Here is a 24,970-nt window from a genome sequence, read left to right as displayed (position 1 = left end):
CGGCCTCACAGAGCGGCTCGACGCGGAGGCTGAGGTACGCCGAGGCGGGCATCCCGCACTTCTGGCGGGTGGAGGAGAGCGACGGGCGTCCCGTCGTCTACGTGTACGAACGGGACCCCGCCACGGGCGCGTACACGCCGACCGGGATCCACCACGGGCACCTGGCGGTGCAGGTGCCCTTCCCGTTCGAGGTGGATCTCGACCAGCTGGTGAAGTGAGTCAGACGCCGGCGGCTTGGGCGGCGGCCTTGGCGGCCAGGGGGAGAGCCTCGGCGACCTGGGTGAGCGCCGCGTCGTCGTGGGCGGCCGACAGGAACCACGCCTCGTACGCCGACGGCGGCAGGTAGACGCCCTGGTCGAGCATGCTGTGGAAGAACGCGCGGTACGCGTCGGTGTTCTGGGTCCGGGCCGAGTCGAAGTCGGTGACCGGGGTGTCGGTGAAGAAGATCGAGAAGAGGTTTCCGGCCCGCTGGAGGCGGTGCGGCACCCCGGCGGCGGCCAGCGCGTCGGAGGCGGCCCTGCCGATGACCAGCGCGGACGCGTCGACCCTGTCGTACACGTCGTCGTCGCAGGCGCGCAGCGTGGCCAGCCCGGCGGCGCAGGCGAGCGGGTTGCCCGACAGCGTGCCGGCCTGGTAGACGGGCCCCTCCGGGGCGAGGGCGGCCATGACCTCCGCCCGCCCGCCGAACGCCGCGGCGGGCAGCCCGCCGCCCATGACCTTGCCGAACGTCATCAGGTCGGCCTCGACGGGGTCGATGCCGTACCAGCCGGAGGCGGACACCCGGAACCCGGTCAGCACCTCGTCGATGATCAGCAGCGCGCCGTGCTCGGTGCACAGCTCGCGCAGGCGCCGGTTGAAGCCGTCGGCAGGCGGCACGACGCCCATGTTCGCCGGGCACGCCTCGGTGATCACGCAGGCGATGTCGAACGTGCGGAACGCCTCCTCGACCGCCTCGATCGAGTTGTACGGCAGCACGATCGTGTCGGCCGCGGAGGCCCCGGTGACGCCGGGGGTGTCGGGCAGGCCGAAGGTGGCGACCCCGGACCCGGCCGAGGCCAGCAGCGCGTCCACGTGCCCGTGGTAGCAGCCGGCGAACTTCACGACCTTCGCCCGGCCGGTGAAGCCGCGGGCCAGCCGTACGGCGGACATGGTGGCCTCGGTGCCGGAGCTGACCAGCCGGACCTTCTCGACGGGGGCGACGCGGGAGACGATCTCCTCGGCGAGCAGGACCTCGCCCTCGGTCGCGGTGCCGAACGAGAAGCCGCGCGCGACGGCCTCCTCCAGTGCCTCCACGACGGCGGGGTGGCGGTGGCCGAGGATCATCGGGCCCCAGGAGCACACCAGGTCGACGTAACGGTTGCCGTCCACGTCGGTGATGTACGGCCCCTCTCCGGAGGCCATGAAGCGGGGGGTGCCGCCCACGGCGCCGAAGGCGCGCACCGGCGAGTTGACGCCGCCGGGAACGATCCGGCGGGCGCGGTCGAACAGGTCCTCGGAGGTCTGCGTGCGAGTCACGCCCTCCAGATTACGGGCCCACCCGTCCGGGGCCCGTACCGGGAATCACTCGCAGAAGTCGGCGAGCAGGTCGAGCACGCGCAGCGGATCGGGCAGCGGACGCCCGTCGGGGGGCCTGATCCAGCTCACGACCCCGCCCGTGGGCGTGGTGGACGGCGGCGCGAGCACGTAGCTGTCGCGGCAGTGCCAGCGCAGGCCCGGCGTCTCGTCGATCGTCTCGGGTCCCGCGTCGAGGCTGCAGGACCACCACTCGTCCTCGTCCTCGGGCGCCCCACGCGTCGCGACGAAAAAAAGAACCCGGTCGCCGTTCTCGGCGACCGGGCCCGTGTCGAAGCCTGCTGCGTCCATGGCGGCCAGGGCGGGACGGCCCGCCGCGGCCGGTACGTCGAACACGTCGAACACCCTGCCGGTGGGCAGGATCACGTTCATGTCCGGATCCTGCTTCCACCACCGCGTGAGCAGCGCCGTGTCCGTCGTGGCCTGCATCTGCCACGCGGGCGACAGCGGGTGCATGCCGGGATCGGGACAGCCGACCCGGTCGCAGGAGCACGCCCTGCCTCCCTCGCTCAGCGGGTGGGCACCCATACAGCTCGCCCAGCCCAGCTGTGCGTACTCCAACACCGACGTCATCTTCCGCGGCGCGTGATGCGCACGCCGTTTCGCACGTCGGGCCAGCGGTACCCCCACCATGGCGCTCCTCCCCACAAGCGTCACACCCGCTGCCCTCCTGCGTTACGCAAGATGCTCGCGGTACATGTACCTGATAATGCCTTCTGGCCGATCGCGGCTCGGCAGGACCCCCCTGATGAGGGGTCAGGATAGTCCGCGGGCGACCTCGGTGGCCCAGTAAGTGAGGATCATGTCGGCACCGGCGCGGCGGATCGCGATCAGCGACTCCATGATCACCCGCTCCCGGTCGATCCAGCCGTTGGCCGCCGCCGCCTCGACCATCGCGTACTCGCCGCTGACCTGGTAGGCCGCGACCGGCACGTCGACGGTGTCGCGGACCTGCCGCAGGATGTCGAGGTAGGCCAGGGCGGGCTTGACCATGACGGCGTCCGCGCCCTCGGCCAGGTCGAGACGCACCTCGCGCAGCGCCTCGCCGATCGGTCCGGCCGGGTCCTGCTGGTAGGCGCTGCGGTCGCCGAACTGCGGCGCGCACTCGGCGGCGTCGCGGAACGGCCCGTAGAACCCGGAGGCGTACTTCGCGGCGTACGCCAGGATCGGGATCTCGGCGAAGCCGTTGGCGTCGAGGGCCGCGCGGATTGCGCCGACCTGGCCGTCCATCATCCCGCTCGGCGCGATCATCCGGGAGCCGGCCGCCGCCTGCGCGACCGCCGCCGACGCGTAGCGCTCCAGCGTCGCGTCGTTGTCCACCTCGCCGTCGGCCGTCAGCAGGCCGCAGTGGCCGTGGTCGGTGTATTCGTCCAGGCAGGTGTCGGTCATCAGCACCAGCGCGTCGCCCAGGTCGGAGGCGAGGTCGCGCAGCGCCACCTGGACGATGCCGTCCGGGTCGTCGGCGCCCGAGCCCCTGGCGTCCTTGTGCGCGGGGATCCCGAACAGGATGATCCCGCCCACGCCGGCCTCGGCCGCCTCGTGGGCGGCCTTACGCAGCGACTCGCGGGTGTGCTGGACGACCCCGGGCATGGAGCCCACCGGCTGCGGCTCGGCGATGCCCTCCTTGACGAACATCGGCAGGATGAGCTCGGCCGGGTGCAGCCGCGTCCCCGCGACCATCCGGCGCATCGCGGCGGTACGGCGCAGCCGCCGGGGCCGCGCCACCGGGTATTGGGCGTTCACAATGGTCTCCCCGCTCTTGATCGCGCCGGCCCGCCGGGAGGCCGTCCCGGCGGGCCGCACACGAGTCGGTTCACTTGACGCGTCGCCGCGCGCCCCTGCGCATCTGGGACGGACGGCGGGGCACCTCGCCCGCCGACACGGCGGCGTGCCGCATCTTGGCACCATAGTCCGCCAGCGCCGCGGCGAGAGCCGTGGCGGACGGTTTGTCGGCCATCACGTCGACCCGCAGGCCGAACTCCTCGGCCGTCTTGGCGGTCTGCGGCCCGATGACCGCGATCACGGTCACGTTGTGCGGCTTTCCGGCGATGCCGACGAGGTTGCGCACGGTCGAGGACGAGGTGAACAGCACGGCGTCGAACCCGCCGCCCTTGATCGCCTCGCGGATCGGGGCGGGCGGCGGCGCGGCGCGCACGGTGCGGTAGGCCGTCACGTCGTCGCACTCCCAGCCGAGCTGGGTCAGCCCCGCCACCAGCGTCTCGGTCGCGATGTCGGCCCGCGGCAGCAGCACCCGGTTGATCGGGTCGAGCATCGAGTCGTACGGCGGCCACTCGGCCAGCAGGCCCTCGGACGACTGCTCGCCCGTCGGCATGAGGTCGGGCTTCACGCCGAACTCGACCAGCGCCCGCGAGGTGGCCTCGCCCACGGCGGCGACCTTGAGCCCGGCGAACGCCCGGGCGTCCAGGCCGTACTCCTCGAACTTCTCGCGCACCGCCTTGACCGCGTTGGCGCTGGTGAAGGCGACCCACTCGTAGCGGCCGGTCACCAGGCCCTTGATCGCGCGGTCCATCTGCTGCGGCGTGCGCGGCGGCTCGACAGAGATCGTCGGCACCTCCTCGGGCACCGCGCCGTACGAGCGGAGCTGCTCCGACAGCCCCTTGGACTGCTCCTTGGTGCGCGGCACGAGCACCCGCCAGCCGAACAGCGACTTGGTCTCGAACCACGACAGGCGGTCACGCATGCCGACGGCGTCGCCCACCACGATCAGCGCGGGCTCGGTCATCCCGGCGTGCTTGAGGTCGGGGCCGAGCCGTCCGAGCGTGGAGACCACCGTGTATTGCTCGGTGGTCGTGCCGTCGCTGGTCACCGCCACCGGCGTCGAGTCGGGCTTGCCGCCCGCGATCAGCGCCTTGCTGATCGGGACCGCGTCCGCGACGCCGTTGTAGATCACCAGCGTGCCCTCGCACGCGGCGTGCTTGGCCCAGTCGTCGGTCTGCGCGGCGTCCACGATGCGGAACTCCGGCGCCGACGCCGCCGGCGGGATGCCGGCGTAGGTCAGCACGGCCGTGGCCGGCGGCACGCCGGGCACGATCTCGAAGTCCACGTCCGCCTTGGCGCAGGCGGCCACCTCGTCGGTGACGGAGGAGAAGAAGGACGGATCGCCCGAGCAGAGCCGCACGACCGTGCGGCCCGCCTTGGCGGCCTGGATGGTCTTCAGCGACACCGAGTTCTCCGCCGCGTCGGCGGAGATGTCGACGACCTCGACGTCCTCACGGCTGTGGCGCAGCAGCGAGCCGTACGCCTGCCGGTCGAGCACGACGACGTCGGCCCTGCCCAGCAGGTCGGCGCCGCGCAACGTGAGCAGGTTCTCGTCACCGGGGCCGGCGCCGACGAAGGCGACGAACCCGGACCGGGTCTGCGTGCTGTTATTCGCGGGGCTCAACGGGCCTGCTCCCCCATCAACGTGTCGGCCCCCTCGACGATCATGGCTGCCGCGAGTTCGCGGCCCATCTCCACGGCCGTCGTAGAGGGTCCGGAGGTGGACTTGCGCACCGACCGTGCGCCGTCGACGGCGACGACGGTGGCGGTCAGATTGAGAATGTGCCCGTCACCGGAGGCGAAAGCACCTACCGGGGCCGCGCAACCGGCCTCGAGGGCGGCGAGCACCGAGCGCTCGGCGTCCACCGCGGCCCGCGTCCGCGGGTCGTCGACGGCGCGCAGCAGCTCGATGAGATCGTCACGGTCGGCCAGGCACTCGACGGCGAGAGCGCCCTGCCCGGGGGCGGGCAGCATCTCGTCGACCTCGAACACCTGGGCGATCTCCCCGTCCCGGCGGATCCTGGCCAGCCCTGCGGCGGCCAGCACCACGGCGTCGAGCTCGCCCGAGGTTACCTTGCCGATGCGGGTGTCCGCGTTTCCCCTGATGGGGACGTAGTCGAGATCCGGCCGGAGCAGGCGCAGCTGGGCCACCCGGCGCGGTGAGCCGGTGCCGATGCGGGCTCCGGCGGGCAGGTCGTGCAGCTTGACCGGGCCGACGAGCGCGTCACGCGGGTCGTCCCGCCGGGGAATCGCGGCCATCGCGAGCCGCTCGTCCGGCTTGGTCGGCAGGTCCTTCAGCGAGTGGACCGCGAAGTCGACCTCACCGGCGAGGAGCCGGCCGCGCAGGTCGTTGACGAACACACCCGTGCCGCCGAGCTGGGTCAGGTGGGCCCGGGACACGTCGCCGAAGGTGGTGACGCCGACGAGCTCCACCGCCCGGCCGGTCAGGGCGGTCAGCCGGTCGGCGACGATCTGCGACTGCGTGGTCGCCATCAGGCTCTTGCGGGTGCCGAGCCGCAGCGGGGCGGTCATTGGTCCACCTCCAGGCTCGCAACGGCGTCGGGGGCCTTCGGGTCGAGGCCGAACAGCTCCCGCAGCGCCTCGGCGTACTGGTCGCCGCCCGGGGACGCGGCCAGCCGCTTGACCCGTACGGTCGGCTCGTGGAGCAGTTTGTCGACGACGCGCCGCACGGTCTGGGTGATCTCGTCGCGCATCCGCCCGTCGATGTCCGGCAGGCGGGACAGCAGGCGGCCCATCTCCGACTCGACCACCCCGGCGGCCTTGCTGCGCAGGGCCACGACGGTGGGGGTGACGAGCGCGGCGCGCGCGGCGTCGAGATAGGCGGCGACCTCCTCGGCCACGATGCGCCTGACCTCGCAGATCGCCTCGGCCCTGCCGCCGTCGGAGACGTCGTCGCCCACGCCGTCCTGCTGCATCGACTTCAGGTCGACCAGCGTCACGCCGGGCAGGTCCCGTACGCCGGGATCCACGTCGTGGGGCAGCGCGAGGTCGAGGACGAACAGCGGCCTGTCACGGTCGCCGATCGTCTCCGCGGTGATCGTGCGGGTCCCGGCGCCGATGCAGGAGATGACCAGGTCGGCCTCCGCCAGCTCGGCGGGGACGTCGGCCAGGTCGGCGGCCCGGCCGCCGACGGTCTCGGCGAGCCGTTCGGCCCGCTCGCGGGTGCGGTTGGCGATGACGATGTCGGTCACGCCCGCGCGGGACAGCGTCGCGGCGGACAGCGAGCTCATCGAGCCGGCGCCCACGACCAGGGCGCGCAGGCCGCTGATGTCGCCGAGCACCCGCTCGGCGAGGGTCAGCCCCACCCCGACCAGCGACGCGCCGGCCCGGTCGATGCCCGTGTCGGCGTGCGCGCGCTTGCCCACGCGCAGCGCGTGCTGGGCCAGCTCGTTGAGCGTGGTCCCGGCCGTGCCCTCCTCCTGCGCCAGGCGCAGCGCGGTGCGGATCTGGCCGAGGATCTGCCCCTCGCCGATCACCATGGAGTCGAGCCCGCAGGCGACGGTGAACAGGTGCTGGACCGCCCGGTCCTCGTAGTGCACGTACAGGTGCCGCGCGAGCGTCTCCTGCGGCAGGCCCGAATGCGCGGCGAGGATGTTCGTCACCGCGGTGACGCCGCCGTGGAACCGGTCGACCACGGCGTAGACCTCGACGCGGTTGCACGTCGAGACGACCAGCGCCTCGGAGACGTACTCGTCGGACTGCACGTCGTGCAGCAGCTTGACGAGCGCGTCCCCGCTGACCGTGACCCGTTCGAGCAGCGCGACCGGCGTTGTCCGGTGGCTCAGGCCGACGACGAGGACACTCATGAGCTCGCTCCGATCGATGGCTCACTCACATGACCACCCCGTCCGGCCACTCCTCGGCCATGATGGGCCCTCCATTAGCCTTGCGCTGCTCGTGGAACGCAAGTATCTGCAGTTCGATGGATAAATCGACTTTACGGACATCCACGCCGTCAGGCACAGCCAAGACGACGGGGGCGAAGTTCAAAATACTGGTGACTCCGGCCGCGATGACACGGTCGCAGACCTGCTGCGCCGCCGTGGCGGGCGTGGCGATCACCACGATCGAGACTCCGCGCTTCTTGATCACGGACTCCAGCTCGTCGGCGTGCTCGACGACGAGACCTGCGATGCGATCGCCCACGACGTGCGGATCGGCGTCAAGCAGGCCCGCGATCCGGAACCCGCGCGAGGCGAACCCGCCGTAGTTGGCCAGCGCGCGGCCGAGATTTCCGACGCCGACGATGGCCACGGCCCAGTCCTGAGTGAGACCAAGCTCACGCGAGATCTGGTAGATGAGGTACTGCACGTCGTATCCCACGCCTCTGGTGCCGTACGACCCGAGGTGGGACAGGTCCTTGCGGAGCTTGGCGGAGTTCACCCCGGCGGCTACCGCGAGATCCTCCGAGCTCACCGTCGCCGTGCCCCGTTCGGCCATCCCGTTGAGTGCGCGCAGATAGAGCGGCAACCTCGCCACCGTGGCGTCGGGGATGCCGCGGTCACGGGGCTGCGGGATTCGGCGGATCACTTGCCGGGGCTCCAGGGGGACGGACGGCCGGTTGCGCCCCCGGCCGCATAGCGGATGCGACGGATGAATACCAGGTTAGTGCCTTTGTGAAGCTATGCACAAAGTCGATCGTGTGAGGCTTCCCTCGTCTCAAGGGTCCCAGGAGGGGGCGGCGGTCTCCATTCCGGGCCGGGAGGATCGCGATAATCGAGGGCATGGCTCCTCAAGACCACCGGATCACGCTGCTCGGCAAGCCGGGCTGCCACCTGTGCGACGACGCCCGCGCGGTGGTCGAGCGCGTGGCCGCCGATCTGGGCGTTCCCTGGGAGGAACGCGACATCACCGCCTCGCCGGAGGACCAGGCCGAATATTGGGAGATGATCCCGGTCGTCCTGATCGACGGCGTGCAGCACGACTACTGGCGGGTCAACGAGAACCGCCTCCGCGAGGCCCTGCAGCGCTGACGCCGCGCCCGGGGTCCATGCGCGGCCCGGGCCGCTTCCAGCCGGACGTCCACGAACCTCGGCCGGGCCGGTCACCGCACCGGGAGGAAGCTGCGGTCCTCGCGAAGCCCGCTCCGCTTTCTCCACCCGCTCCGCTCCCTCCGCCCGTGAACGTTCTCTTCTCTCCGCCCGCGAACGTAGGGGGACAGCGGTCTAGAGAACCCGGCGGGTGGGCAGGGGGACCACCTTGGCGGCGTTGACGCTCAGCTCGATGACGTTGGCCGCCAGCACATACTTCACCCGCTCGGTCGCGAAGCGCTCCATGTGCGGCTGCCGCTGGTGCTCGCTGTAGCCGACCTCGTCGCGGTAGAGCTCGTAGACGATGCGCTGGAGCGGGGCCGACTTGACCGCGTGGCAGACGAACAGCAGCGTGTCGGGCTCGTTGCGCTGCACCGCCTCGACGGTCTCCTCGGCGAGCTTGTCGAACGCCTCGCCCGAGCCGTCGAGCAGCGTGAAGACGGTCAGCAGGCCGTAGATGCCGGGGGCCGGCTTCACCGAGCCGCCCTGACCGGCGGGCCGGCCCGCCTGCTGCGGCCCCTGCCCGCCCGGCTGGGGCATGGCGGGGCGGGACCTGCCGCCGAATCCGACGCCGAAGCTCGCGGCGAGGTCGGCCGGGTCGGGGACCTCCGCCCCGGGATAGAGGGCCCCCGTGGCGGGCATCGCCCGGTCGGGCTCGGCCGGGGCCGCCGCGGGCATGCCGTATTCAGGTCGGCGGGGCTGGCCGTACTGGTCCGCGGCGAGAAGCTGGCCGGTCATGGGCCCGCCGAAGTCGTCGGGCGACAGCGGACCGTCGGAGGGCCGCATGCGGGCGGCGTAGTCGACCTCGCTCTGCTCCCCCGCCCGATATTCGGCCACCAGGTCCCCGAGCCCCGAACGGCGCGGCGCTCCCGGCCCCCCGGCTCCCGGTCCTCCGGCTACCGGCACCCCGGGCGGAACCGCACCGGGCCCGCCTGGACGGCCTCCGGGTGCCCCGCGCGGCGGCGTGGGCGGCCCCGAGGGCGCGGAGGGCACGCGGGTCTCGGCCCGCAGGGCGCTGTCGGCCCGTCCGCCGCGCCGCCCCTGCCACTCCTCCTCCGGGGCCTCGTCGTCGTCCTCGCCCTCGTCGTCGTACGGCGCGAGCGGCCGGGCCACGACGTACCAGACGCCTCCGGCGGAGGCGGCCAGCACCGCGACGACGACCAGCCCGGGAAGCCCGAATTCGAGCACGCCCGAGATCGCCATCCCCGCCGGGGCGAGCACGACGGTCGCGTTCATGTTGTCGACGTCGTACTCGTCTCCGTCCCGCCAGGCCATCACCGCCATGGCGAGGCCGAGCAGGAGGATGAAGACCACCAGGCCGTGGACGCCCCGCAGCAGCCATTCGGGCCAGATGTCCCAGTGGGTCGGCCCGTCGGGCAGCGACTTGTCGAAGCCCGAGGTGACGACGGGGTCGAGCACCATGATCACCGTGCCCACGACCGTCAGCGCGGCGCCGAGGAGCCAGCCGGCGAAGCGGGCTCCGCCCTTCTCCGCGAGGAGCTGGATGACGCCGACCGCCAGCCAGAGCGGGGCCAGCAGTGAGCCGGTGATCTGGTAGGCCCGGAACGTCACGGGCCCGAACCCGGTGAGGTGTCCGACGGCGACCGCGCCGAGCGACAGCGCCAGCGCGCCCGTGGCGACGCTCCACGCGATCAGCCAACCGGCCGGCTCGTCACGGAGACGCCCGACGAGGACGCCGGTGGTGATGCCGGCGAGCAGGGCGCCGGCGAACGCGAGGAGAGCGACGAGGACTTCCATGGTGGGACCCATGCTGCCGGACATCTGCTTCTGACCGGTAGCCGGTGGCCATGTCCAGGAATGTCACGCCCGCGTACGCACACCTGAAGCGGATTCCCCCACCCGAACGGATTGTGTAATCTCCCGTTGATTTCTAGAGTGTTCGAGCACGCCGACTCCCCTTCCCCCATGGGATAACGGATGCCGAACACGTGGCCGTTGGCCGGGCTTTCCCCTCCGGTAGCAGCAGGAGCAGCGCAACCCGCGCGTTCCGCCGATCTCTCCGATCGCGAGCACGAGCACGACGAGATGCGGAGCCTCGTGCTGCGCGCCAAGACCGGCGACAGCGAGGCGTTCGGCGCGCTCTACGACCACTATCTGGAGCTGGTCTACCGATACGTCTACTTCCGGGTCGGCAGCCACGCGCTGGCCGAAGACCTGACGAGCGAGACGTTCCTGCGGGCGCTGCGGGGCATCACGGAGTTCACCTGGCAGGGCCGCGACTTCGGCGCCTGGCTCGTGACGATCGCCCGCAACCTCGTCACCGACCACTACAAGTCGGGCCGCAACCGCCTTGAGGTGATCACGGCGGAGATACTCGACACGCCTCTGGACGGCCCGCACATCCCCGAGAACGCGGTCGTCACCAACATGGTCAACGAGCGCGTGATGCAGGCGATCAAGCAACTGGGCGCGGAGCAGCAGGAATGCGTGATCCTGCGCTTCCTGCACGGGATGTCGCTGGCGGAGACCGCGATGATCATGGGCAAGAAGTCCGGGGCGATCAAGGCGCTCCAGTTCCGGGCGATCAGGGCGCTCGCCCGGGCACTCCCCGACGATCTCGGCTGACGCCCCCGTAACCATTACCCATACCCCATCGTTGGGCATGTGGCAGGTCGGATCTGCAGGCGGATTCGCGGGCAGGCCGGGAGGTGACGGACGTCTCCCGGCCCCGCGAGCGGATCTCCGCTGCGCGTCAAGCGGGGGATGGCGGGAACGGTGATGGGCTGGTGGCGACCCTCACGCCGCGCGGGCGGCCGGTCGTCGGCCCGTTCCCGCAGGCGCGCCGGTCACCGCTTCCTGTCGCGCCTGCGCCCGTCGCGCCGCACGCGCGGGGTCGTCGCGCGCGTGGCCGGCCTTCGCTCCCTGCTGAGCGGCGGCCCGAGACCTGAGTTCCGCGAGAAGCTGCGGGCCGACCTGATGCGGGCCCACGCCGCCGAGCGCGCCGCGGGCAGGCACGCGGCGGGAAAGCACGCGGCGCCCCCCGCCGCGTCGCCTGGGCCCCGGCCCCGCCGGTCCCTGCTCGTACGGCTGCGCCCCGTGCTGGTGTTCTGCGTGCTGCTGGCGGCGATGTTCGGCACCGGTGTGCGCACCTACCACGCGGTGCCCGGCGAGGCGCTGTATCCGCTGAAGAGGATGGCGGAGTCGACGGTGCTCCGCCTCGCGTACGACGAGGAGGAGCTGACGCAGCGGCAGATGGTCGCGGCGCGGCACCGGGCGGCCGAGACCGCGTCGCTGGTGGACGCGGCGAGCCCGGAGCGCCGCCGGCTCATCGGGCAGACGCTCGACGACATGGAGACGACCACCAGGGCCGCGCTGAGCCGGGTGGTCCGGGAGGGACACGCCGACGGCGCGGCCCGCAAGTTCGCCCGTGAGCAGCGCAATCTCGTTGAGCCGCTGCTGCCGAAGCTCGACGGGGAAAATCGCGACAAGGCGAATCAATACCTGATTTACATCGAATCGTTTACCGGTTCCGGACGTTGACACGTCATGTCCCGCTCCCGTTGCGTACACCCTCCGGCGGTTAAGCTGATGAGCCATGAGGCGGCTATTGCGACGGCGGGAAGAGGCGGAGATCGCCGGCGAGGTGGCGGCCGCCGCGGCGGTGTCCGCCCCCGAGGTCGTCCCCGACCTCTCGGCGGCGGCGTTCTTCGACGTCGACAACACCATGATGCGCGGTGCCTCGATCTACCACTTCGCCCGGGGACTCGCGGCGCGCGGCCTGTTCACCAGCCGTGACCTCATGAAGTTCGCGCTCGGGCAGGCGTGGTTCCGCGTGCGGGGCAACGAGAACCCCGAGCACATCGCCAAGGCCAAGGAGATGGCCCTCGCCTTCGTCGCCGGGCTGAAGGTCGACGAGGTCGTCCGGCTGGGTGAGGAGATCTACGACGACGTGATGGCCGACCGCGTGTGGCAGGGCACCCGCGCGCTGGCCCAGGCCCACCTGGACGCCGGGCAGCGGGTGTGGCTGGTCACCGCCACCCCGGTCGAGCTGGCCCGGGTCATCGCGCAGCGGCTCGGGCTCACCGGCGCGCTCGGCACGGTCGCCGAGACCGCCGACGGCGCCTATACCGGACGGCTCGTCGGCGACCTGCTGCACGGCCCGGCGAAGGCCGAGGCCATCCGGGCGCTGGCCCGCCGCGAGGGCCTCGACCTGTCCCGTTGCTCGGCCTACAGCGACTCGGCCAACGACCTGCCGATGCTCTCCCTCGTCGGGCATCCACACGCCATCAATCCCGACAGCGAGCTGCGCGAGCACGCCAAGGAGCACGGCTGGGAGGTCCGCGACTTCCGCACCGGCAGGAAGGCGACGATGATCGGCCTGCCGATCGCCGCGACCGCGGGAGCCATCGCGGGCGGCGTCGCCGCGGGCATCGCCCTGCGCCGCCACTACCGCTCCGTCCTCTGACCTCGACGCGCCGTCAGTGGCCCGCGGGCTCCGCGAGGGGCTTCCGTACGCCCATCAGGGCGGCCGTGACGGCGACGAGCGCCGCGGCGATCCAGAACGTGAGCCGGATCGCCCCCAGGGCCGCGCCGCCCGCGCCGAGGTGCGACCGCACGTCCGCGGCGAACCTGTGCAGGAACGCCGTGCCGAGAACGGCGACGCCGAGGGTGCCGCCGAACTGCTGGACGGCGTTGAGGAGACCGGCGGCGGATCCGGTCTCGTGCGCCCGCACCCGTGACAGGGCCGTGGTGAAGAACGGGACGGTGAACAGCCCGTTTCCCGCTCCGCCGAGCGCCGGCGCCGCGAGCAGGGGCCAGGAGTAGCCACCGGCGGACGCGCCCGGATAGACGGCGACGGCGCAGATCAGCCCGGCCAGCAGGGCGGCGAGCCCGGCGAACATGATCTTCGCTCCGTGGCGGGGCACCAGCCGGGGCGCCGGCCCACCAGGAGGCGGCGGCCATGCCGGCCGACCACGGGAGCAGGGTGAGCCCGGCGGTCAGGACGTCGTCGCCCAGCCCGAGCTGCACGTGCAGGACGATCGCCACCCTCAGGCCGTTCATCACCGCGAAGAACAGCGTGGAGGTCGCCAGCGCGGCGGGAAAGCCCGGGTCGCGGAACAGGCTCGGCTCGATCAGCGGGCTGCGGCCCCGCCCGGCGCGATGGCGCTGGTGCCATCCGAGGGCCGCGAGGACGGCGACGCCCGCGGCGAGGGCGGTCCAGACCCAGGCGGGCCACCCGGCGGCGTCGCCCTGGATGAGCTGATAGACGATCAGGCCGGTGCCGAGCACGGCCAGCGCCGTGCCGGGCAGGTCGAGCCGGGGCGGGTGCGGCGACCTGCTCTCCCGCAGGGCGGGCGCGATGGCCAGGACCACGGCGGCGAGGGGCACATTGACGAGGAACGCCGCCCGCCACGACAGGCCGAGCAGGTCGACGCGGGTGAGAACGGCCCCGAGCACGGGCCCGCACACGGCCGCCAGGCCCATCACCGGCCCGATGGAACCGCCTGGCGCGGACGGCTGCGCGCGTCGCGCCCGCGCGTCTGGACCGGGTCGCGACCACCCTGGCCACCCACGACGAGCCGGCCGTCGTCGCGGCCACCACGGGCCCCACCAACCTGCTCGCCCACGCGCTCTGCACCGGCCCCGCCGACCTGCACCGCTATCTCACCCGGCGGCTCGGCGCGCTCGACGCGATCCGCACCCTGGAGACCGCACCCGTGCTGCACACGCTCAAGGCGGCCGGACACCTCACCCCCGTGGCCGCGCGGCCGGCAGGCCGCCCGGCACGCGCCTGAGCCGGACGCCCCCGAGCCGTGGTCAGGCGGCGGAGCGGCCGGTGGCGTGGTCCGCCACGGCCCGCATGATCAGGCCGGTCAGCTCCCGGTTCACCAGCTCGGCTCGCTCGTAGCCGATCATGTGCCCGGCGCCGGGGATCCGTACGAACCGGGCGTCGGGCAGCGCCTCGGCGATCCGGCGGCCGTGGGCGAGCGGGGTGAGCCGGTCGCGCTCCCCCACCATGACGAGCGTCTGAACGCGCCTGAGCGTCCGTAGGGCCGCGTGCTTGTCGTGCACCCCCAAAGCGCGGAAGAACCCGACCATGGCCTCCGTCGGCGTCGCCGCGGCCATCGCGTTCACCAGCCGGACGTGCCGCCGTCTCGCGCCCTTGCCGAAGGCGGCGTAGCGGGTCACCGGCAGGTTGGTCCAGCTCTTAACGCGGGGCCGCGCGTCGATGGCCTCGGCGCGGGCCAGCATGCTCTCGAACACCGAGGTCGTGACGCGGGGCGCCAGCCGCCCGAGCGGCCCGGGAAGGCCGAAGGTGGTGTCGGCGAGCCCGCCGGACGACGTGCTGAGCAGCGCCACGCCGGCCACCCGTGACTCGACCAGGGCGGGATGCCGGTCGGCGAGCGCCATGATCGTCATGCCGCCCATCGAGTGGCCTGCGAGGACGACGGGCAGCCCCTCCGGCACGGCGGCCTCGATGACGGCCGCGAGGTCGTCGCCCAGCCGGTCGATCGTGTACGTCTCCAGCGGCCCGGCCGAGGAGTCGCCGTGCCCGCGCTGGTCGTAGAAGACGAGCGTGCCGAGGCCGGCCAGGGCCTCGCGCTGGGGCTGCCAGCAGTTCCGGTTCATCAGCCAGCCGTGGGCGAAGACGACGGCGCAGCGGGGATCGGGATGGTCGTCGATCTCCACGGCCAGGCGGACCCCGTCGTCGGTCGTGACCGTCGTCCGGCGGCCGGGCGCGCCGCCGGACGCCGACGCGGTCTTCACCCGCCTGGTCTGGACGCGCTGCGCGGCGCTGACCACCCTGCCGATCGCCAGGCCGAGGGCGAGCCCGGCGAGGGCGGCGTTCCGCCCCTTGCTCATGGTGCTCCTCCGGGGGATGAGGGTGAGCACACCATACCGACCGGTAGGTCCCTTTTGTCAGACCCGTGTTTTGTCAGACTCCGCGCCCAAGACGCTTCCGGCAGCCGGATGTCACATCACGATCGGGGGGAACGCCGGGCCCCGGCGCAGCCGCAGCGCGTCGAGCTGCCGTTGCATGGTCTCCCTGACGTGGTCGGTCAGGTCGAAGACCAGCAGGGGGTCGTCGGCCTCCTCCGGGGCGTACTCGTCGGTCCGGACCGGCTCGCCGAACTCGATCAGCCACTTGGACGGCAGCGGGAGCAGGCCGAGCGGCCCGAGCCAGGGGAACAGCGGCGTGATCGGCAGGGAGGGCAGGCCGAGCAGCCGGGCGAGCGCCGGAATGTCGCCGATCTTGGGGTAGATCTCCTCCGCCCCCACGATGGCGCACGGGACGATCGGCACGCCTGCTCTGATCGCCGACGCGACGAATCCGCCCCGGCCGAACCGCTGGAGCCGATAACGCTCGGAGAACGGCTTGCCGATGCCCTTGAAGCCCTCCGGGAAGACGCCGACGACCTCGCCCTTGCGCAGCAGCCGGTCGGCGTCCTCGGGGCAGGCGAGCGTGTGCCCGGACTTGCGGGCCAGGTGCCCGAGCACCGGAAGCTGGTAGACCAGGTGCGCCCCGAGCAGGCGCAGCGGCCTGTCCAGCTCGTCGTGCACCGCGACCTGCAGCATCAGCGCGTCCATGGGCAGCGTGCCGGAGTGGTTGGCGACGATCAGCGCGCCCGCGTCGGCCGGCACGTTGCCGAGCCCGAGGGCCTCGACCCTGAACCAGTGCCGATAGAGCGGGCGCAGCGCCTCGATCAGCACGTTCTCGTTGAGATCGGGATCGAAGCCGAACTCGTCGACCTCGTATGCGCCGGTGACCCTGCGCCGCAGGAACGCGAACAGCTCGGCGAGCCGCTCGTCGGCCGTGCGTTCACCCGGGTTCTCATCCGTACGCCGGCCCTGGAAGTCGTCCATCAACGCCTCGTCACGAATTCGGCCGGACGACGGCGGCCAGCCAGTCGACCAGGGCACGCGGCAGGTCGCCGGGACCGCCGCGCGACCTGAGGAAGTCGTCGAACGCCGCGGCCGTGCTGTACTTGGGCCGCCAGCCGAGCTCGGCGGCGAGCCTGGTGGTGTCCACGGCCCTGCCGTGGCTCATGAGCGCGAGCTGCTCGGGCGAGAAGTCCACCAGCCGCGCGCCGCGGGCGAGCCCGCTGACGAAGCGGAAGGCGGGGGACGGCATGGGGATCACCGGGCGGCCCGTGCGCCGCGCGCACTGCGACAGCAGCAGCACGCCGTCGCCCGCGACGTTGAACACGCCCGGATGGTCGGCCCGCGCCGTACGGCACAGCACCTCGACGGCGTCGTCCTCGTGCACGAACTGCAGCCGGGGATCGAAGCCGAGCACGGTGGGCAGCACCGGCTGCGAGAAGTAGCTCGTCAGCGGTGATTCGACGTTCGGCCCCATGAGCGTTGCGAAGCGCAGCGTCGTCGTCGTCACGTCGGGCCGGCGCCGGGCGAAGCCCCGCACGTACGTCTCGACCTCGGTGGCGTCCCTGGCGAACCCGGAGTGCGATCCCTCGACGGGCTCGGTGTCCTCCGTGAACACGGCGGGAGCGTGCGGCGAGGAGCCGTACACGGCCGTGGTGGACCGCACGACCACCCGGCGCACCGTGGCGGAGCGCTGACACGCCGCGAGCAGCTGCATCGTCCCGATGACGTTGTGCTCCTTCATGGCCGGGCGGCCGCCGCCCGAGCCGCCCGCCCGGCCGCCGCCTCCGGGGCCGCTGACCAGGCTGAGGTGCACGACGGTGTCGACGTCGGCGTCCCTGATGACCTTGACCAGGTCGGGACTGCGCAACGCGACCCGGACGAACTCGGTGCGGCCGAGCACCGCGCCGTCCTCCCCGGCGGGGGATGGCGGCGGCGCAGTGTCCACGCCGATGACCCGGTCGATCTCCGGGTCGGCCGCGAGCGCGAGCGCAACACGAGCGCCGATGTGACCGGAGACACCGGTGACCAGCACAGTACGAGTCATCGACGCCTCGCCGGGGGTGTGCGTGTTCACGGTCGCCCGGTCCGTGAGGACCGGTGCGCGCTCCGTCTCGGCTACTTCTTGTTACGCCGCTGGATGCGGGTCTTCTTGAGCAGCTTGCGGTGCTTCTTCTTGGCCATACGCTTGCGGCGCTTCTTGATCACAGAGCCCACGGGACCCCCAGGTGAAGGTGTGACTGTCCAACCGGCGCGCGAGCGCACACCGGCTCAACAGACTACCGGCGATCCGTGGTAGATCGCTCCCCCGGGGGACCCCGCGTCGACCGGGAGTCGGCCACGCCGCCGTCAAGCGTGGTCGCCTGTGCCGTTCACCCTGCTTCGATGAACGCGTCCCGCAAGTAGTCGTGGACCGCCTGCTCGGGAACTCTGAAGGACCGGCCGACACGGATGGCCGGTAACTCTCCCGAGTGCACGAGCCGATACACGGTCATCTTGGACACCCGCATGACGGTCGCGACCTCGGCCACCGTCAAGAACTTCACCTCGCTGAGAGGTCTTTCGCCTGCACCCATCGGACGCCTCTTCCGCACGTGTTTCCGGGTTATCCCCACTGGTGCCATTGCTCACGCACGTGTACTGCCGTCAGCGTAAGTCCGGACTCCGAGTAGGCAAACCCCTCATTCCATCAGTCAACGGAGCCGTGTGCCGTCAAAATCGGGAAAGTCGCTGGCAGCAGCCGGGCCGTGCCCCTCGCCTCAATCTTGGAACGGACCAACTTCTCTCACATTAGAGTCGCCCAGACACACGAAAAAGTTGGCAAACCGGCGACCCAGAGGCGCAAAAACGGGCGCGAAATGCCCGGTTTTGGAGGTCCGGAAGGGATGTCAGAGGCTCCGGGCGACCCGATCGAGCAGGTACGCCGTCAGCGGAGCGTAGTAGCGCGGCAGCACATTGTCATCGAGGGGAACCGCCACGGCGATCTTGCCCTCGGCCTCGCCCACGAACAGCGCGGGGTCGTTGCTGTCGGCGAAGCCCACGGTCTCGACCCCGGCCTCGCCCGCGGCCCCGGCCCAGCCGTGATCGGCGATCACGAAGTCGGGCCGCTCCTCGGCGAGCATCGCCTCCATCGGCGCGGCCTCGTGGGTGTGCACGAACGTGCCCCGGTCCTCCAGCATCGCCACGCTGTCGAGGTAGCGGATCTGCCTGCGCCGGCCGAGACCGCCGACGTACGCCCAGCCCTCGGCCGGGGTGAGCAGGGTCGCGCCGCGCTCCGCGAGGAACCGCGCCACCGCGAGGTGGACGGTGAGCAGGCCGGTCGGGTGCCCGGTGGCGACCACGACCCGGGGCGCGCCGCGCCGCAGCACCTTGGCGATCCGATCGCCCATCTCCTCCACGGCGTCGATGGTCCGCTCGGGGTCGATGGTGTCGGGGCCCTCGCGGTGGCCGGGATCGGCGGTCACTCCCACCTTTTCGGACATGAGCGCCAGCACGTCGTGGTAGGACCACTCGCCCTCGAAGGTGAGCCCGAACAGGTAGTGCGGGTCGCGCAGCGCGAGCGACCGATAGTGGTCGAGGTTGTTCTCGCGGCTGGTCGCCACGTCGCCCGCGATGGCGGTCCGGACGAGGTGCTCGCGCAGCTCGGCCCGGGAGGGGGTTCGGGAGGCTCGGGAGGGTGGTGCGGTCACGACAGGTACAGCGCTCCTCGGCTCGGCATGATTCCGTACTGCTCAGGGCATGGGGTCCAGGCCGTGGAAGGGGAACACCGCCTTCCTGGTGGCGATGACGGCCCGGTCGATGGCGTCGGCTGGATCGTACCCTTCCGAAATGTCGCGCCATTGCGGGTGACGCCCGTCGGTCATGGTCAGGGGCGCCAGCTCCCCGGTGCGCTCCCGCACGTACGTCCGCCAGGTCTCCGGTGTGGCGGTCGACGGCTCCACGGGCCGCCCCAGCGCCTCGGCCATCAGGTGCGTCCACGCCCGCGGCACGACCTGGACCAGCTCGTATCCCCCGCCGCCCACCGCGATCCAGCGGCCACCGGCGGTCTCGTGGGCCAGCCGGTGCAGCGCGGCGTACGCCGTGCGCTGCCCGTCCACGCTCAGCATGAGATGGGCCAGCGGGTCGAGGGCGTGGCTGTCGCAGCCCTGCTGGGTGACCAGGATCTGCGGCGCGAAGGCGTGCAGCAGCGGCGGGACCACCGCGTGGAAGGCGCGCAGCCACCCGGCGTCGCCGCACCCGGCCGGCAGCGCCACGTTGACCGCGGTGCCTGCCGCGCCGGTCTCCTGCGGGAAGCCGGTGCCGGGAAACAGCGTGCGCGGGCTCTCGTGCAGGCTGATCGTGAGCACCCGCGGATCGTCGTAGAACGCCGCCTGCACGCCGTCGCCGTGGTGCACGTCCACGTCCACGTACGCGATCCTCGTCGCGCCCTGCGACAGCAGCCACGCGATGGCGACGGCCGGGTCGTTGTAGACGCAGAAGCCGCTGGCGGCGCCGGGCATGGCGTGGTGCAGGCCGCCCGCGATGTTGACCGCGTGCTCGGCCTCGCCGGTCCACACCAACCTGGCGGCGGCCAGCGTCGCGCCGGTGACCAGGGCGGACGCCTCGTGGACGCCCACGAAGGCGGGGTTGTCCTCGGTGCCGATCCCGTAGCGCAGGTCGGGGCGGCCGTCCTTGGAGACGTTCTTGACCGCCTCGATGTAGTCGCGGTTGTGCACCAGCGCGATCTCGTCCTCGGTGGCGGGGACGCACCCGGTCGTCTCGGTGCCGTCCAGCACGCCCAGGTCGCGGGCGAGCGCCATGGTGAGCTCCACGCGCACGGGCGCGAGCGGATGGCCGGGCCCGAAGTCGTACGAAACCAGAGCGTCGTCCCAGACGACCCGCACCGCCTGACTCATGCCGCGACGCTATCGCACATGCCGTCACCGGCGTCCAGGCGGGCATCACACGCCCGCTCAGTCCGTACGCAGGGCCACGACGGGATCGAGCCGGGCGGCCCGCCGGGCGGGGGCCACACCGAAGAAGACACCCACGGCCGCGGAGACCCCGAAGGCGAGCACGATCGACCACCAGGTGATCGACGCGGGCACCGGCGAGACCGCCTGGATCAGCAGCGCGCCGCCGACCCCGCCCAGGATGCCGATCACCCCGCCGATCGTGGTCAGCAGCACGGCCTCGATCAGGAACTGGCCGAGGATGTCGCGGCCCCGGGCGCCGAGCGCCTTGCGCAGGCCGATCTCCTTGGTGCGCTCCCTGACGCTCACCAGCATGATGTTGGACACCCCGACGCCGCCGACCAGCAGCGAGATGCCCGCGATGGCGGCCAGCACGCCGGTCAGCATGCCGAGGACCGTGCCGATCGTGCCGAGGAGCTGGGTCTGGGTGACGGCCGAGAACGTCTCGCCCGGATAGCGGGAGGCGAGGGCGGCCACGACCCGCTGCCGCAGCGGCTCGATCTCGTCCGGGCCGGAGGCGCCGATGGCGATGCCGTTGATCCTCGGCAGCCCGATCAGCCGCTGGGCGGTGGTGACCGGCAGATGCACCTCCTGGTCCCGCGCGACCCCGAACGTGGATCCGACGGTCTCGTAGACCCCGATCACCCGGAACCGCACCCCGGCGATCGTGACCTGGCGGCCGATCGGATCGACGTCCCCGAACAGCTTGGCCGCGACCTCCGAGCCGAGGATCACCACGCGCCGCCGGGTGTCCACGTCGGTCTCGGTCAGATAGCGGCCCCGGCGCAGCGGCCGGTCGAAGACGTGCGGCATGTTCTCGTCGGTGCCGGTGAGCGTGGCGAACACCTCCACGCGGCCCACCCGCACCGGCTCGCCGGAGTTCACCGCGACCGTCACCTTCGAGGGGTCGCCGACCACGCGGCGCACGTACGCGACGTCCGACAGGTCGAGGCGGCTCTGGGTGGGGGCCGCGCCGAGCCCCACCTGTCCGGGGACCACGAGGATGATGTTGCTGCCGAGCCCCGCGATCTCCTTCTCGACGGCGTTCTTGGCCCCGGTGCCGATGGCGACGAGGATCACGACCGACAGCACGCCGATGATCACGCCGAGCATGGTCAGCATGCTGCGCAGCCGGTTGACCCGCAGCGCCTCCACCGCCATCCGCAGCGCCTCGGCCGTCCTCATGACGCCGCCCTCATGTGTCGCGCTCGATCCGGCCGTCGCGTACGTGGATCTGGCGGCGGGCCCGGGCCGCGACGTCGGCGTCGTGGGTGACGAGGACGACGGCGACGCCGCCCTCGTTGAGCCGTTCGAGCAGGCCCATCACCTCCTCGCCGTTGCGGGTGTCGAGGTTGCCCGTGGGCTCGTCGGCCAGCAGCACCCGGGGATCGCCCACCAGCGCCCGGGCGATCGCCACCCGCTGCTGCTCGCCGCCGGACATCTGCGACGGCCGGTGGGTGAGCCGGTGGCCGAGCCCGACCGCCTCAAGCGCCGCCCTGGCCCGCTCCCTGCGTACGGCGCGGGACACGCCCCGGTAGACCAGCGGCAGCGCCACGTTGTCGAGCGCGGACGTGCGGGGCAGCAGGTGGAACGACTGGAACACGAAGCCGATCGCGCGGTTGCGCAGATCGGCCAGACGGACGTCGTCGAGCGTCGCGACGTCCACGCCGTTCACCCGCAGCGTGCCCGAGGTCGGCCGGTCGAGGCAGCCGAGCAGGTGCATGAGCGTGGACTTGCCCGAGCCCGACGGGCCCACGATCGCCGCGAACTCCCCCTGCCCGATGCGCAGGTCCACACCGCGCAGTGCGTCGACCTGCACGCCGCCGTCCAGCCGGTAGGAGCGGGTGAGGCCGACCGCCTCGAACGCCGGCGCCCCGGCCGCCCCCGGCTCCGCCGGTGCGCCGGCGCGCTCGTCGTGGTTCACGACAGCGTCTGGCCGGGGCGTACGGCGTCGGCGCCCTTGACCACCACCCGCTCACCGGGAGACACCCCGCTGAGGATCTCCACGACCGCGTCGCCCTGCGCGCCCAGCCGGACGACCCGCCGCTCGGCTCTGCCGTCGCGCACCGCCCACACGATCGACTCCCGGCCGCTCGTCACGATCGCCGACGCGGGCACGGCCGTGGCGTTCTCCGAGCGGCGTACGGTCAGCCGCACCACGGCGCTCATCCCCGGCTTGGGCGCGGGGGCCGCGCCGCCGTCGTCGTAGGCGCCCCGGCCCAGGCGCAGCCGTACGGGATAGCTGACCCCGCCGGTCGCGCCCTCCTTGGGGGTGACCCCCACGCCCGTCACGGTGGCGATGTAGGTCGCGCCGGTCACCGCGTCGAACTCGACGTCGGCCGGGGTGCCCTCGCGCACGAGCAGCACGTCGGTCTCGTCCACGTCGGCCGACAACGTGAGCACCGACACGTCGGTCACGGTGACGATCGGGTCTCCGGCGGCCACCGGGACACCGGTGGCGATCGTCCCGCCGGAACGGCCCGCGGGTGCGGCCGCGGCCGCACCCGCCTGGCCCGCCAGACCGGCGGGCAGCTGTGAGACCAGCGCGCCGAGACCGGCCGCGCCCCCGGTGGAGGACGCCCCGCCCAGGGTGACCACGCCGCCGAACGGCGCCCTGACGACCAGGGCGTCCACGGTCTGCTCGGCCGCGCGCACGGCCGCCTTGGTCTGCGACCTCGACGCGGCCCGCAGCGACGCCATCGACGCGCTCAGCCCGCTGATCCCGGCGCTCATCTGGCCGCTGACCTGCGACAGGCTCTGGCCGATCGCCCGGGTGAGCCCGTCGAGCCCCTCGCCGAGCGCCCGCCGCTGGGCCCGCTGCCGCTTCTCGGCGGTGTCGATGGCGGCCAGCAGCCGGGCCCTGGCCCCGCGGTCGCCGATCGATTTTGCCGCCTTCCTGGCCTGGGCGAACGACCGGGCGACGTGTGCGTCGAGCGAGCTCGGCAGCCGCAGGCTCGGCAGCCGTACGCTCACCGGGGCGCCGCCGCCGAAGGAGACGGGCTTGGCGGCCTGCCGGTCTGCCTCACGCGCGGCCGAGAGCTGCTGCTTCGCCTGAGGAGAGCTGATCCTGGCGAGGACCTGGCCCTTCTTCACCGTGTCGCCGTCCTGGACGTACAGGCGGGCGATCGTGCCGGACGCGGGGGCGGTCAGGGTGGCCGTCGCACGCGCGCCCACCGTCGCGGGGGCCTCGACGACCTCGCTGACGGTGGTCCTCGTGACCTCGGCCACGGCGGCCTTCTGCGGTTCGGACGACGTGCACCCGGCGGCGAGCAGGACGGCGATGAGCGGGACGACCACGCGACGACACGTCACGCGCCAATCGTAAAGCGGTGGTCATCTTCCGTCCCGGGAATGCCGGTCGTCACAGGGCAAACTGCGGCAACCGGCACAGCCGCTCGCGAACCGGACGCCGCGTCAGCCGGCGGCGAGACGGCGGCTGCGCTCGCAGGCCGCCTCGATCGCGTCGAGGAACGCGGCCCGCACCTTGTGGCGCTCCAGCTCGGCGATGGCGGAGATCGTGGTGCCTCCGGGCGACGTCACGGCCTCGCGCAGGATCACCGGGTGCTCCCCGGAGTCGCGCAGCATGATCGCTGCGCCGACGATCGACTGGGTGACCATGTCGAGGGCCGCGGCGCGCGGCATGCCCAGCAGGATCCCGGCGTCGACCATGGCCTCGACCAGGTAGAAGAAGTACGCCGGACCGCTGCCGGACAGCGCGGTGGCGGCGTCCTGCTGCGACTCGGGGATGCGCAGCACCTTCCCCACCGGGCTGAGCAGCTCCTCGGTGCGCTTCAGGTGCTCCTCGGAGGCGTGCGCCCCGGCCGAGATGACGCTCATGGCCTCGTCCACCAGGACGGGCGTGTTGGACATGACGCGGACGACCGCCACGCCGTCCGCGAGCCGCGCCTCCACGAACGCGGTCGTGATGCCGGCGGCCACCGAGATCACCAGCCGATCGGCGGCCACATACGGGGAGATCTCGGTCAGCAGCGCGTTCATGTCCTGCGGCTTGACCGCGAGGATCAGCGTGTCGGCCAGCTTGGCCGCCTCTGCGTTGCCCGCGACCCGGACGCCATAGCGCTCGCGCAGCGCCTCGGCCCGCTCGGGCCTGCGGGCCGTCGCCACGATCTCGTCGGGCCCCAGACCTGCGCGTACGAGCCCGGAGAGCAGGGCCTCGCCCATCTTTCCTGTCCCGAGAATCGCGATCATTCCTGCACCTCTTCTGGGCTTCGCCGGGATCTCCCCGCAGCTTACCGACCCTGCCGTACGGAGCCGAACGCGATGGGCCGGCCCGGAGGGTCAGTTCCAGTGGCCCGCGGCGGCGGTCTCGGCGACGTATTCCTCGAACCGCCGGGGCGGCCTGCCGAGGGCCTGCTCCACGCCGTCGGAGGGCGCGGCGCCCTGCCCGTCGCGGATGTCCACGAGGAGACCGGTGAGCAGCCGCGCGGCCTCGGGCGGGACGCCGTTCGCGACCTGGCGTTCCACGAAGGTCTCGGGGGCGACGTCGACGTGCCGGATCGTGCGCCCCGTGGCACTGCCGATGAGATCGGCCGCCTCTCCGAAGGAGACGGCCCGCGGGCCGGTGAGGTGATAGATCCGGCCGCTGTGCCGCTCGTCGGTCAGCGCCGCCGCGGCGACCTCGGCGATGTCCTCGGCGTCCACGAACGGCGTACGCCCGTCTCCGGTGGGCAGGCGCGTTGAGCCCGATTCCCGAGACGTACGGCCGACGTGCAGGGGGTCGCGCAGGGGACTCGGCCAGGGGGTTCGGCCAGG

The 24,970-nt window shown here is 72.4% G+C and carries 28 protein-coding genes; 7 read left to right on the top strand and 21 right to left on the bottom strand.

Annotated elements, in window-relative coordinates:
• Positions 1-68: 68 nt before the first annotated feature.
• Positions 69-218, top strand: a complete 150-nt coding sequence (locus FLV34_RS43235; protein ID WP_312845740.1) for a hypothetical protein — start codon at positions 69-71, stop codon at positions 216-218.
• Between the two features lies 1 nt (position 219).
• Here FLV34_RS43235 and hemL read toward each other — a convergent pair whose 3' ends face one another.
• From hemL to FLV34_RS10975, 7 genes are all read right to left on the bottom strand, one after another.
• Entirely contained in the window at positions 220-1,515 is a 1,296-nt protein-coding gene (hemL, locus tag FLV34_RS11005; protein WP_142647949.1) for a glutamate-1-semialdehyde 2,1-aminomutase, read from the bottom strand.
• Positions 1,516-1,560: 45 nt separating this feature from the next.
• Positions 1,561-2,205 (bottom strand): bifunctional DNA primase/polymerase, encoded by a 645-nt coding sequence (locus tag FLV34_RS11000; protein ID WP_142647948.1) that lies wholly within the window; start codon positions 2,203-2,205, stop codon positions 1,561-1,563.
• 123 nt (positions 2,206-2,328) lie between these two features.
• The gene (hemB, locus tag FLV34_RS10995; protein WP_221889917.1) at positions 2,329-3,315 is read right to left on the bottom strand and encodes a porphobilinogen synthase; all 987 of its coding nucleotides are present in this window, start codon (positions 3,313-3,315) and stop codon (positions 2,329-2,331) included.
• A gap of 70 nt (positions 3,316-3,385) precedes the next feature.
• Positions 3,386-4,975, bottom strand: a complete 1,590-nt coding sequence (locus tag FLV34_RS10990; protein WP_142647946.1) for a uroporphyrinogen-III synthase — start codon at positions 4,973-4,975, stop codon at positions 3,386-3,388.
• A complete protein-coding gene (gene hemC, locus FLV34_RS10985; RefSeq protein WP_147943021.1) occupies positions 4,972-5,883 on the bottom strand; it encodes a hydroxymethylbilane synthase in 912 nt (303 codons plus the stop codon). Before hemC ends, FLV34_RS10990 begins: the two co-directional genes overlap by 4 nt.
• A complete protein-coding gene (locus tag FLV34_RS10980) occupies positions 5,880-7,178 on the bottom strand; it encodes a glutamyl-tRNA reductase (RefSeq protein ID WP_142647944.1) in 1,299 nt (432 codons plus the stop codon). The genes hemC and FLV34_RS10980 overlap by 4 nt, the downstream gene beginning before the upstream one ends.
• Positions 7,179-7,203: 25 nt before the next feature.
• Positions 7,204-7,902 carry a redox-sensing transcriptional repressor Rex gene (locus tag FLV34_RS10975; protein ID WP_142647943.1) on the bottom strand — a complete coding sequence of 233 codons (699 nt, stop codon included), beginning with the start codon at positions 7,900-7,902 and terminating at the stop codon, positions 7,204-7,206.
• 194 nt (positions 7,903-8,096) lie between these two features.
• Between FLV34_RS10975 and FLV34_RS10970 the strand changes: the two genes are divergently transcribed.
• On the top strand, positions 8,097-8,345 hold the full coding sequence (locus FLV34_RS10970; protein ID WP_142647942.1) for a glutaredoxin family protein: 249 nt from the start codon (positions 8,097-8,099) through the stop codon (positions 8,343-8,345).
• A gap of 192 nt (positions 8,346-8,537) precedes the next feature.
• On the opposite strand, the gene FLV34_RS10965 is transcribed toward FLV34_RS10970, so the two are convergent.
• Positions 8,538-10,160, bottom strand: coding sequence for a putative quinol monooxygenase (locus FLV34_RS10965; protein ID WP_147943020.1), 1,623 nt, complete (start codon positions 10,158-10,160; stop codon positions 8,538-8,540).
• A gap of 288 nt (positions 10,161-10,448) precedes the next feature.
• Here FLV34_RS10965 and FLV34_RS10960 point away from each other — a divergent pair, with 288 nt between their 5' ends.
• From FLV34_RS10960 to FLV34_RS10950, 3 genes are all read left to right on the top strand, one after another.
• Positions 10,449-10,988: a sigma-70 family RNA polymerase sigma factor gene (locus FLV34_RS10960; protein ID WP_240971435.1), complete on the top strand. Its 540-nt coding sequence runs from the start codon at positions 10,449-10,451 to the stop codon at positions 10,986-10,988.
• Positions 10,989-11,126: 138 nt separating this feature from the next.
• Positions 11,127-11,903 carry a DUF5667 domain-containing protein gene (locus FLV34_RS10955; protein ID WP_222709470.1) on the top strand — a complete coding sequence of 259 codons (777 nt, stop codon included), beginning with the start codon at positions 11,127-11,129 and terminating at the stop codon, positions 11,901-11,903.
• A 55-nt stretch (positions 11,904-11,958) separates the two neighbouring features.
• On the top strand, positions 11,959-12,828 hold the full coding sequence (locus FLV34_RS10950) for an HAD family phosphatase (protein WP_142647938.1): 870 nt from the start codon (positions 11,959-11,961) through the stop codon (positions 12,826-12,828).
• Between the two features lie 13 nt (positions 12,829-12,841).
• Here FLV34_RS10950 and FLV34_RS10945 read toward each other — a convergent pair whose 3' ends face one another.
• Positions 12,842-13,264, bottom strand: a complete 423-nt coding sequence (locus FLV34_RS10945) for an MFS transporter (protein WP_142647937.1) — start codon at positions 13,262-13,264, stop codon at positions 12,842-12,844.
• A gap of 59 nt (positions 13,265-13,323) precedes the next feature.
• Between FLV34_RS10945 and FLV34_RS10940 the strand changes: the two genes are divergently transcribed.
• Together FLV34_RS10940 and FLV34_RS10935 are read left to right on the top strand one after the other, a co-directional pair.
• On the top strand, positions 13,324-13,626 hold the full coding sequence (locus FLV34_RS10940) for a hypothetical protein (protein ID WP_147943018.1): 303 nt from the start codon (positions 13,324-13,326) through the stop codon (positions 13,624-13,626).
• A gap of 241 nt (positions 13,627-13,867) precedes the next feature.
• Positions 13,868-14,158: an Lrp/AsnC ligand binding domain-containing protein gene (locus tag FLV34_RS10935; protein WP_142648069.1), complete on the top strand. Its 291-nt coding sequence runs from the start codon at positions 13,868-13,870 to the stop codon at positions 14,156-14,158.
• Between the two features lie 22 nt (positions 14,159-14,180).
• Here FLV34_RS10935 and FLV34_RS10930 read toward each other — a convergent pair whose 3' ends face one another.
• The 12 genes from FLV34_RS10930 to FLV34_RS10875 form a co-directional block, all read right to left on the bottom strand.
• Complete coding sequence (locus FLV34_RS10930; protein WP_147943017.1) at positions 14,181-15,227, bottom strand: alpha/beta fold hydrolase; 1,047 nt, start codon at positions 15,225-15,227, stop codon at positions 14,181-14,183.
• 111 nt (positions 15,228-15,338) lie between these two features.
• Entirely contained in the window at positions 15,339-16,229 is an 891-nt protein-coding gene (locus tag FLV34_RS10925; protein ID WP_147943016.1) for a lysophospholipid acyltransferase family protein, read from the bottom strand.
• 10 nt (positions 16,230-16,239) lie between these two features.
• A complete protein-coding gene (locus FLV34_RS10920; protein WP_147943015.1) occupies positions 16,240-17,292 on the bottom strand; it encodes an NAD-dependent epimerase/dehydratase family protein in 1,053 nt (350 codons plus the stop codon).
• Between the two features lie 71 nt (positions 17,293-17,363).
• Positions 17,364-17,462, bottom strand: a complete 99-nt coding sequence (locus FLV34_RS10915) for an AURKAIP1/COX24 domain-containing protein (protein WP_018654693.1) — start codon at positions 17,460-17,462, stop codon at positions 17,364-17,366.
• 155 nt (positions 17,463-17,617) lie between these two features.
• A complete protein-coding gene (locus FLV34_RS10910) occupies positions 17,618-17,821 on the bottom strand; it encodes a helix-turn-helix domain-containing protein (RefSeq protein WP_030456159.1) in 204 nt (67 codons plus the stop codon).
• 312 nt (positions 17,822-18,133) lie between these two features.
• Entirely contained in the window at positions 18,134-18,934 is an 801-nt protein-coding gene (locus FLV34_RS10905) for a phosphatase (protein ID WP_142647933.1), read from the bottom strand.
• A gap of 42 nt (positions 18,935-18,976) precedes the next feature.
• A complete protein-coding gene (locus FLV34_RS10900) occupies positions 18,977-20,140 on the bottom strand; it encodes an acetoin utilization protein AcuC (RefSeq protein ID WP_142647932.1) in 1,164 nt (387 codons plus the stop codon).
• 57 nt (positions 20,141-20,197) lie between these two features.
• Positions 20,198-21,382 (bottom strand): ABC transporter permease, encoded by a 1,185-nt coding sequence (locus FLV34_RS10895; RefSeq protein WP_142647931.1) that lies wholly within the window; start codon positions 21,380-21,382, stop codon positions 20,198-20,200.
• Between the two features lie 10 nt (positions 21,383-21,392).
• Positions 21,393-22,121 carry an ABC transporter ATP-binding protein gene (locus FLV34_RS10890; RefSeq protein ID WP_147943014.1) on the bottom strand — a complete coding sequence of 243 codons (729 nt, stop codon included), beginning with the start codon at positions 22,119-22,121 and terminating at the stop codon, positions 21,393-21,395.
• A complete protein-coding gene (locus tag FLV34_RS10885; RefSeq protein ID WP_147943013.1) occupies positions 22,118-23,509 on the bottom strand; it encodes an efflux RND transporter periplasmic adaptor subunit in 1,392 nt (463 codons plus the stop codon). The genes FLV34_RS10890 and FLV34_RS10885 overlap by 4 nt, the downstream gene beginning before the upstream one ends.
• A 102-nt stretch (positions 23,510-23,611) precedes the next feature.
• Positions 23,612-24,406, bottom strand: coding sequence for a pyrroline-5-carboxylate reductase (gene proC / locus FLV34_RS10880; RefSeq protein WP_142647928.1), 795 nt, complete (start codon positions 24,404-24,406; stop codon positions 23,612-23,614).
• A gap of 90 nt (positions 24,407-24,496) precedes the next feature.
• A complete protein-coding gene (locus FLV34_RS10875; RefSeq protein ID WP_187280602.1) occupies positions 24,497-24,859 on the bottom strand; it encodes a hypothetical protein in 363 nt (120 codons plus the stop codon).
• Positions 24,860-24,970: the final 111 nt, after the last annotated feature.

This window comes from Microbispora sp. CSR-4 (assembly GCF_008033685.1).
Classification (GTDB): Bacteria; Actinomycetota; Actinomycetes; order Streptosporangiales; family Streptosporangiaceae; genus Microbispora.
This window is presented reverse-complemented; position numbering and strand designations above follow the sequence as displayed.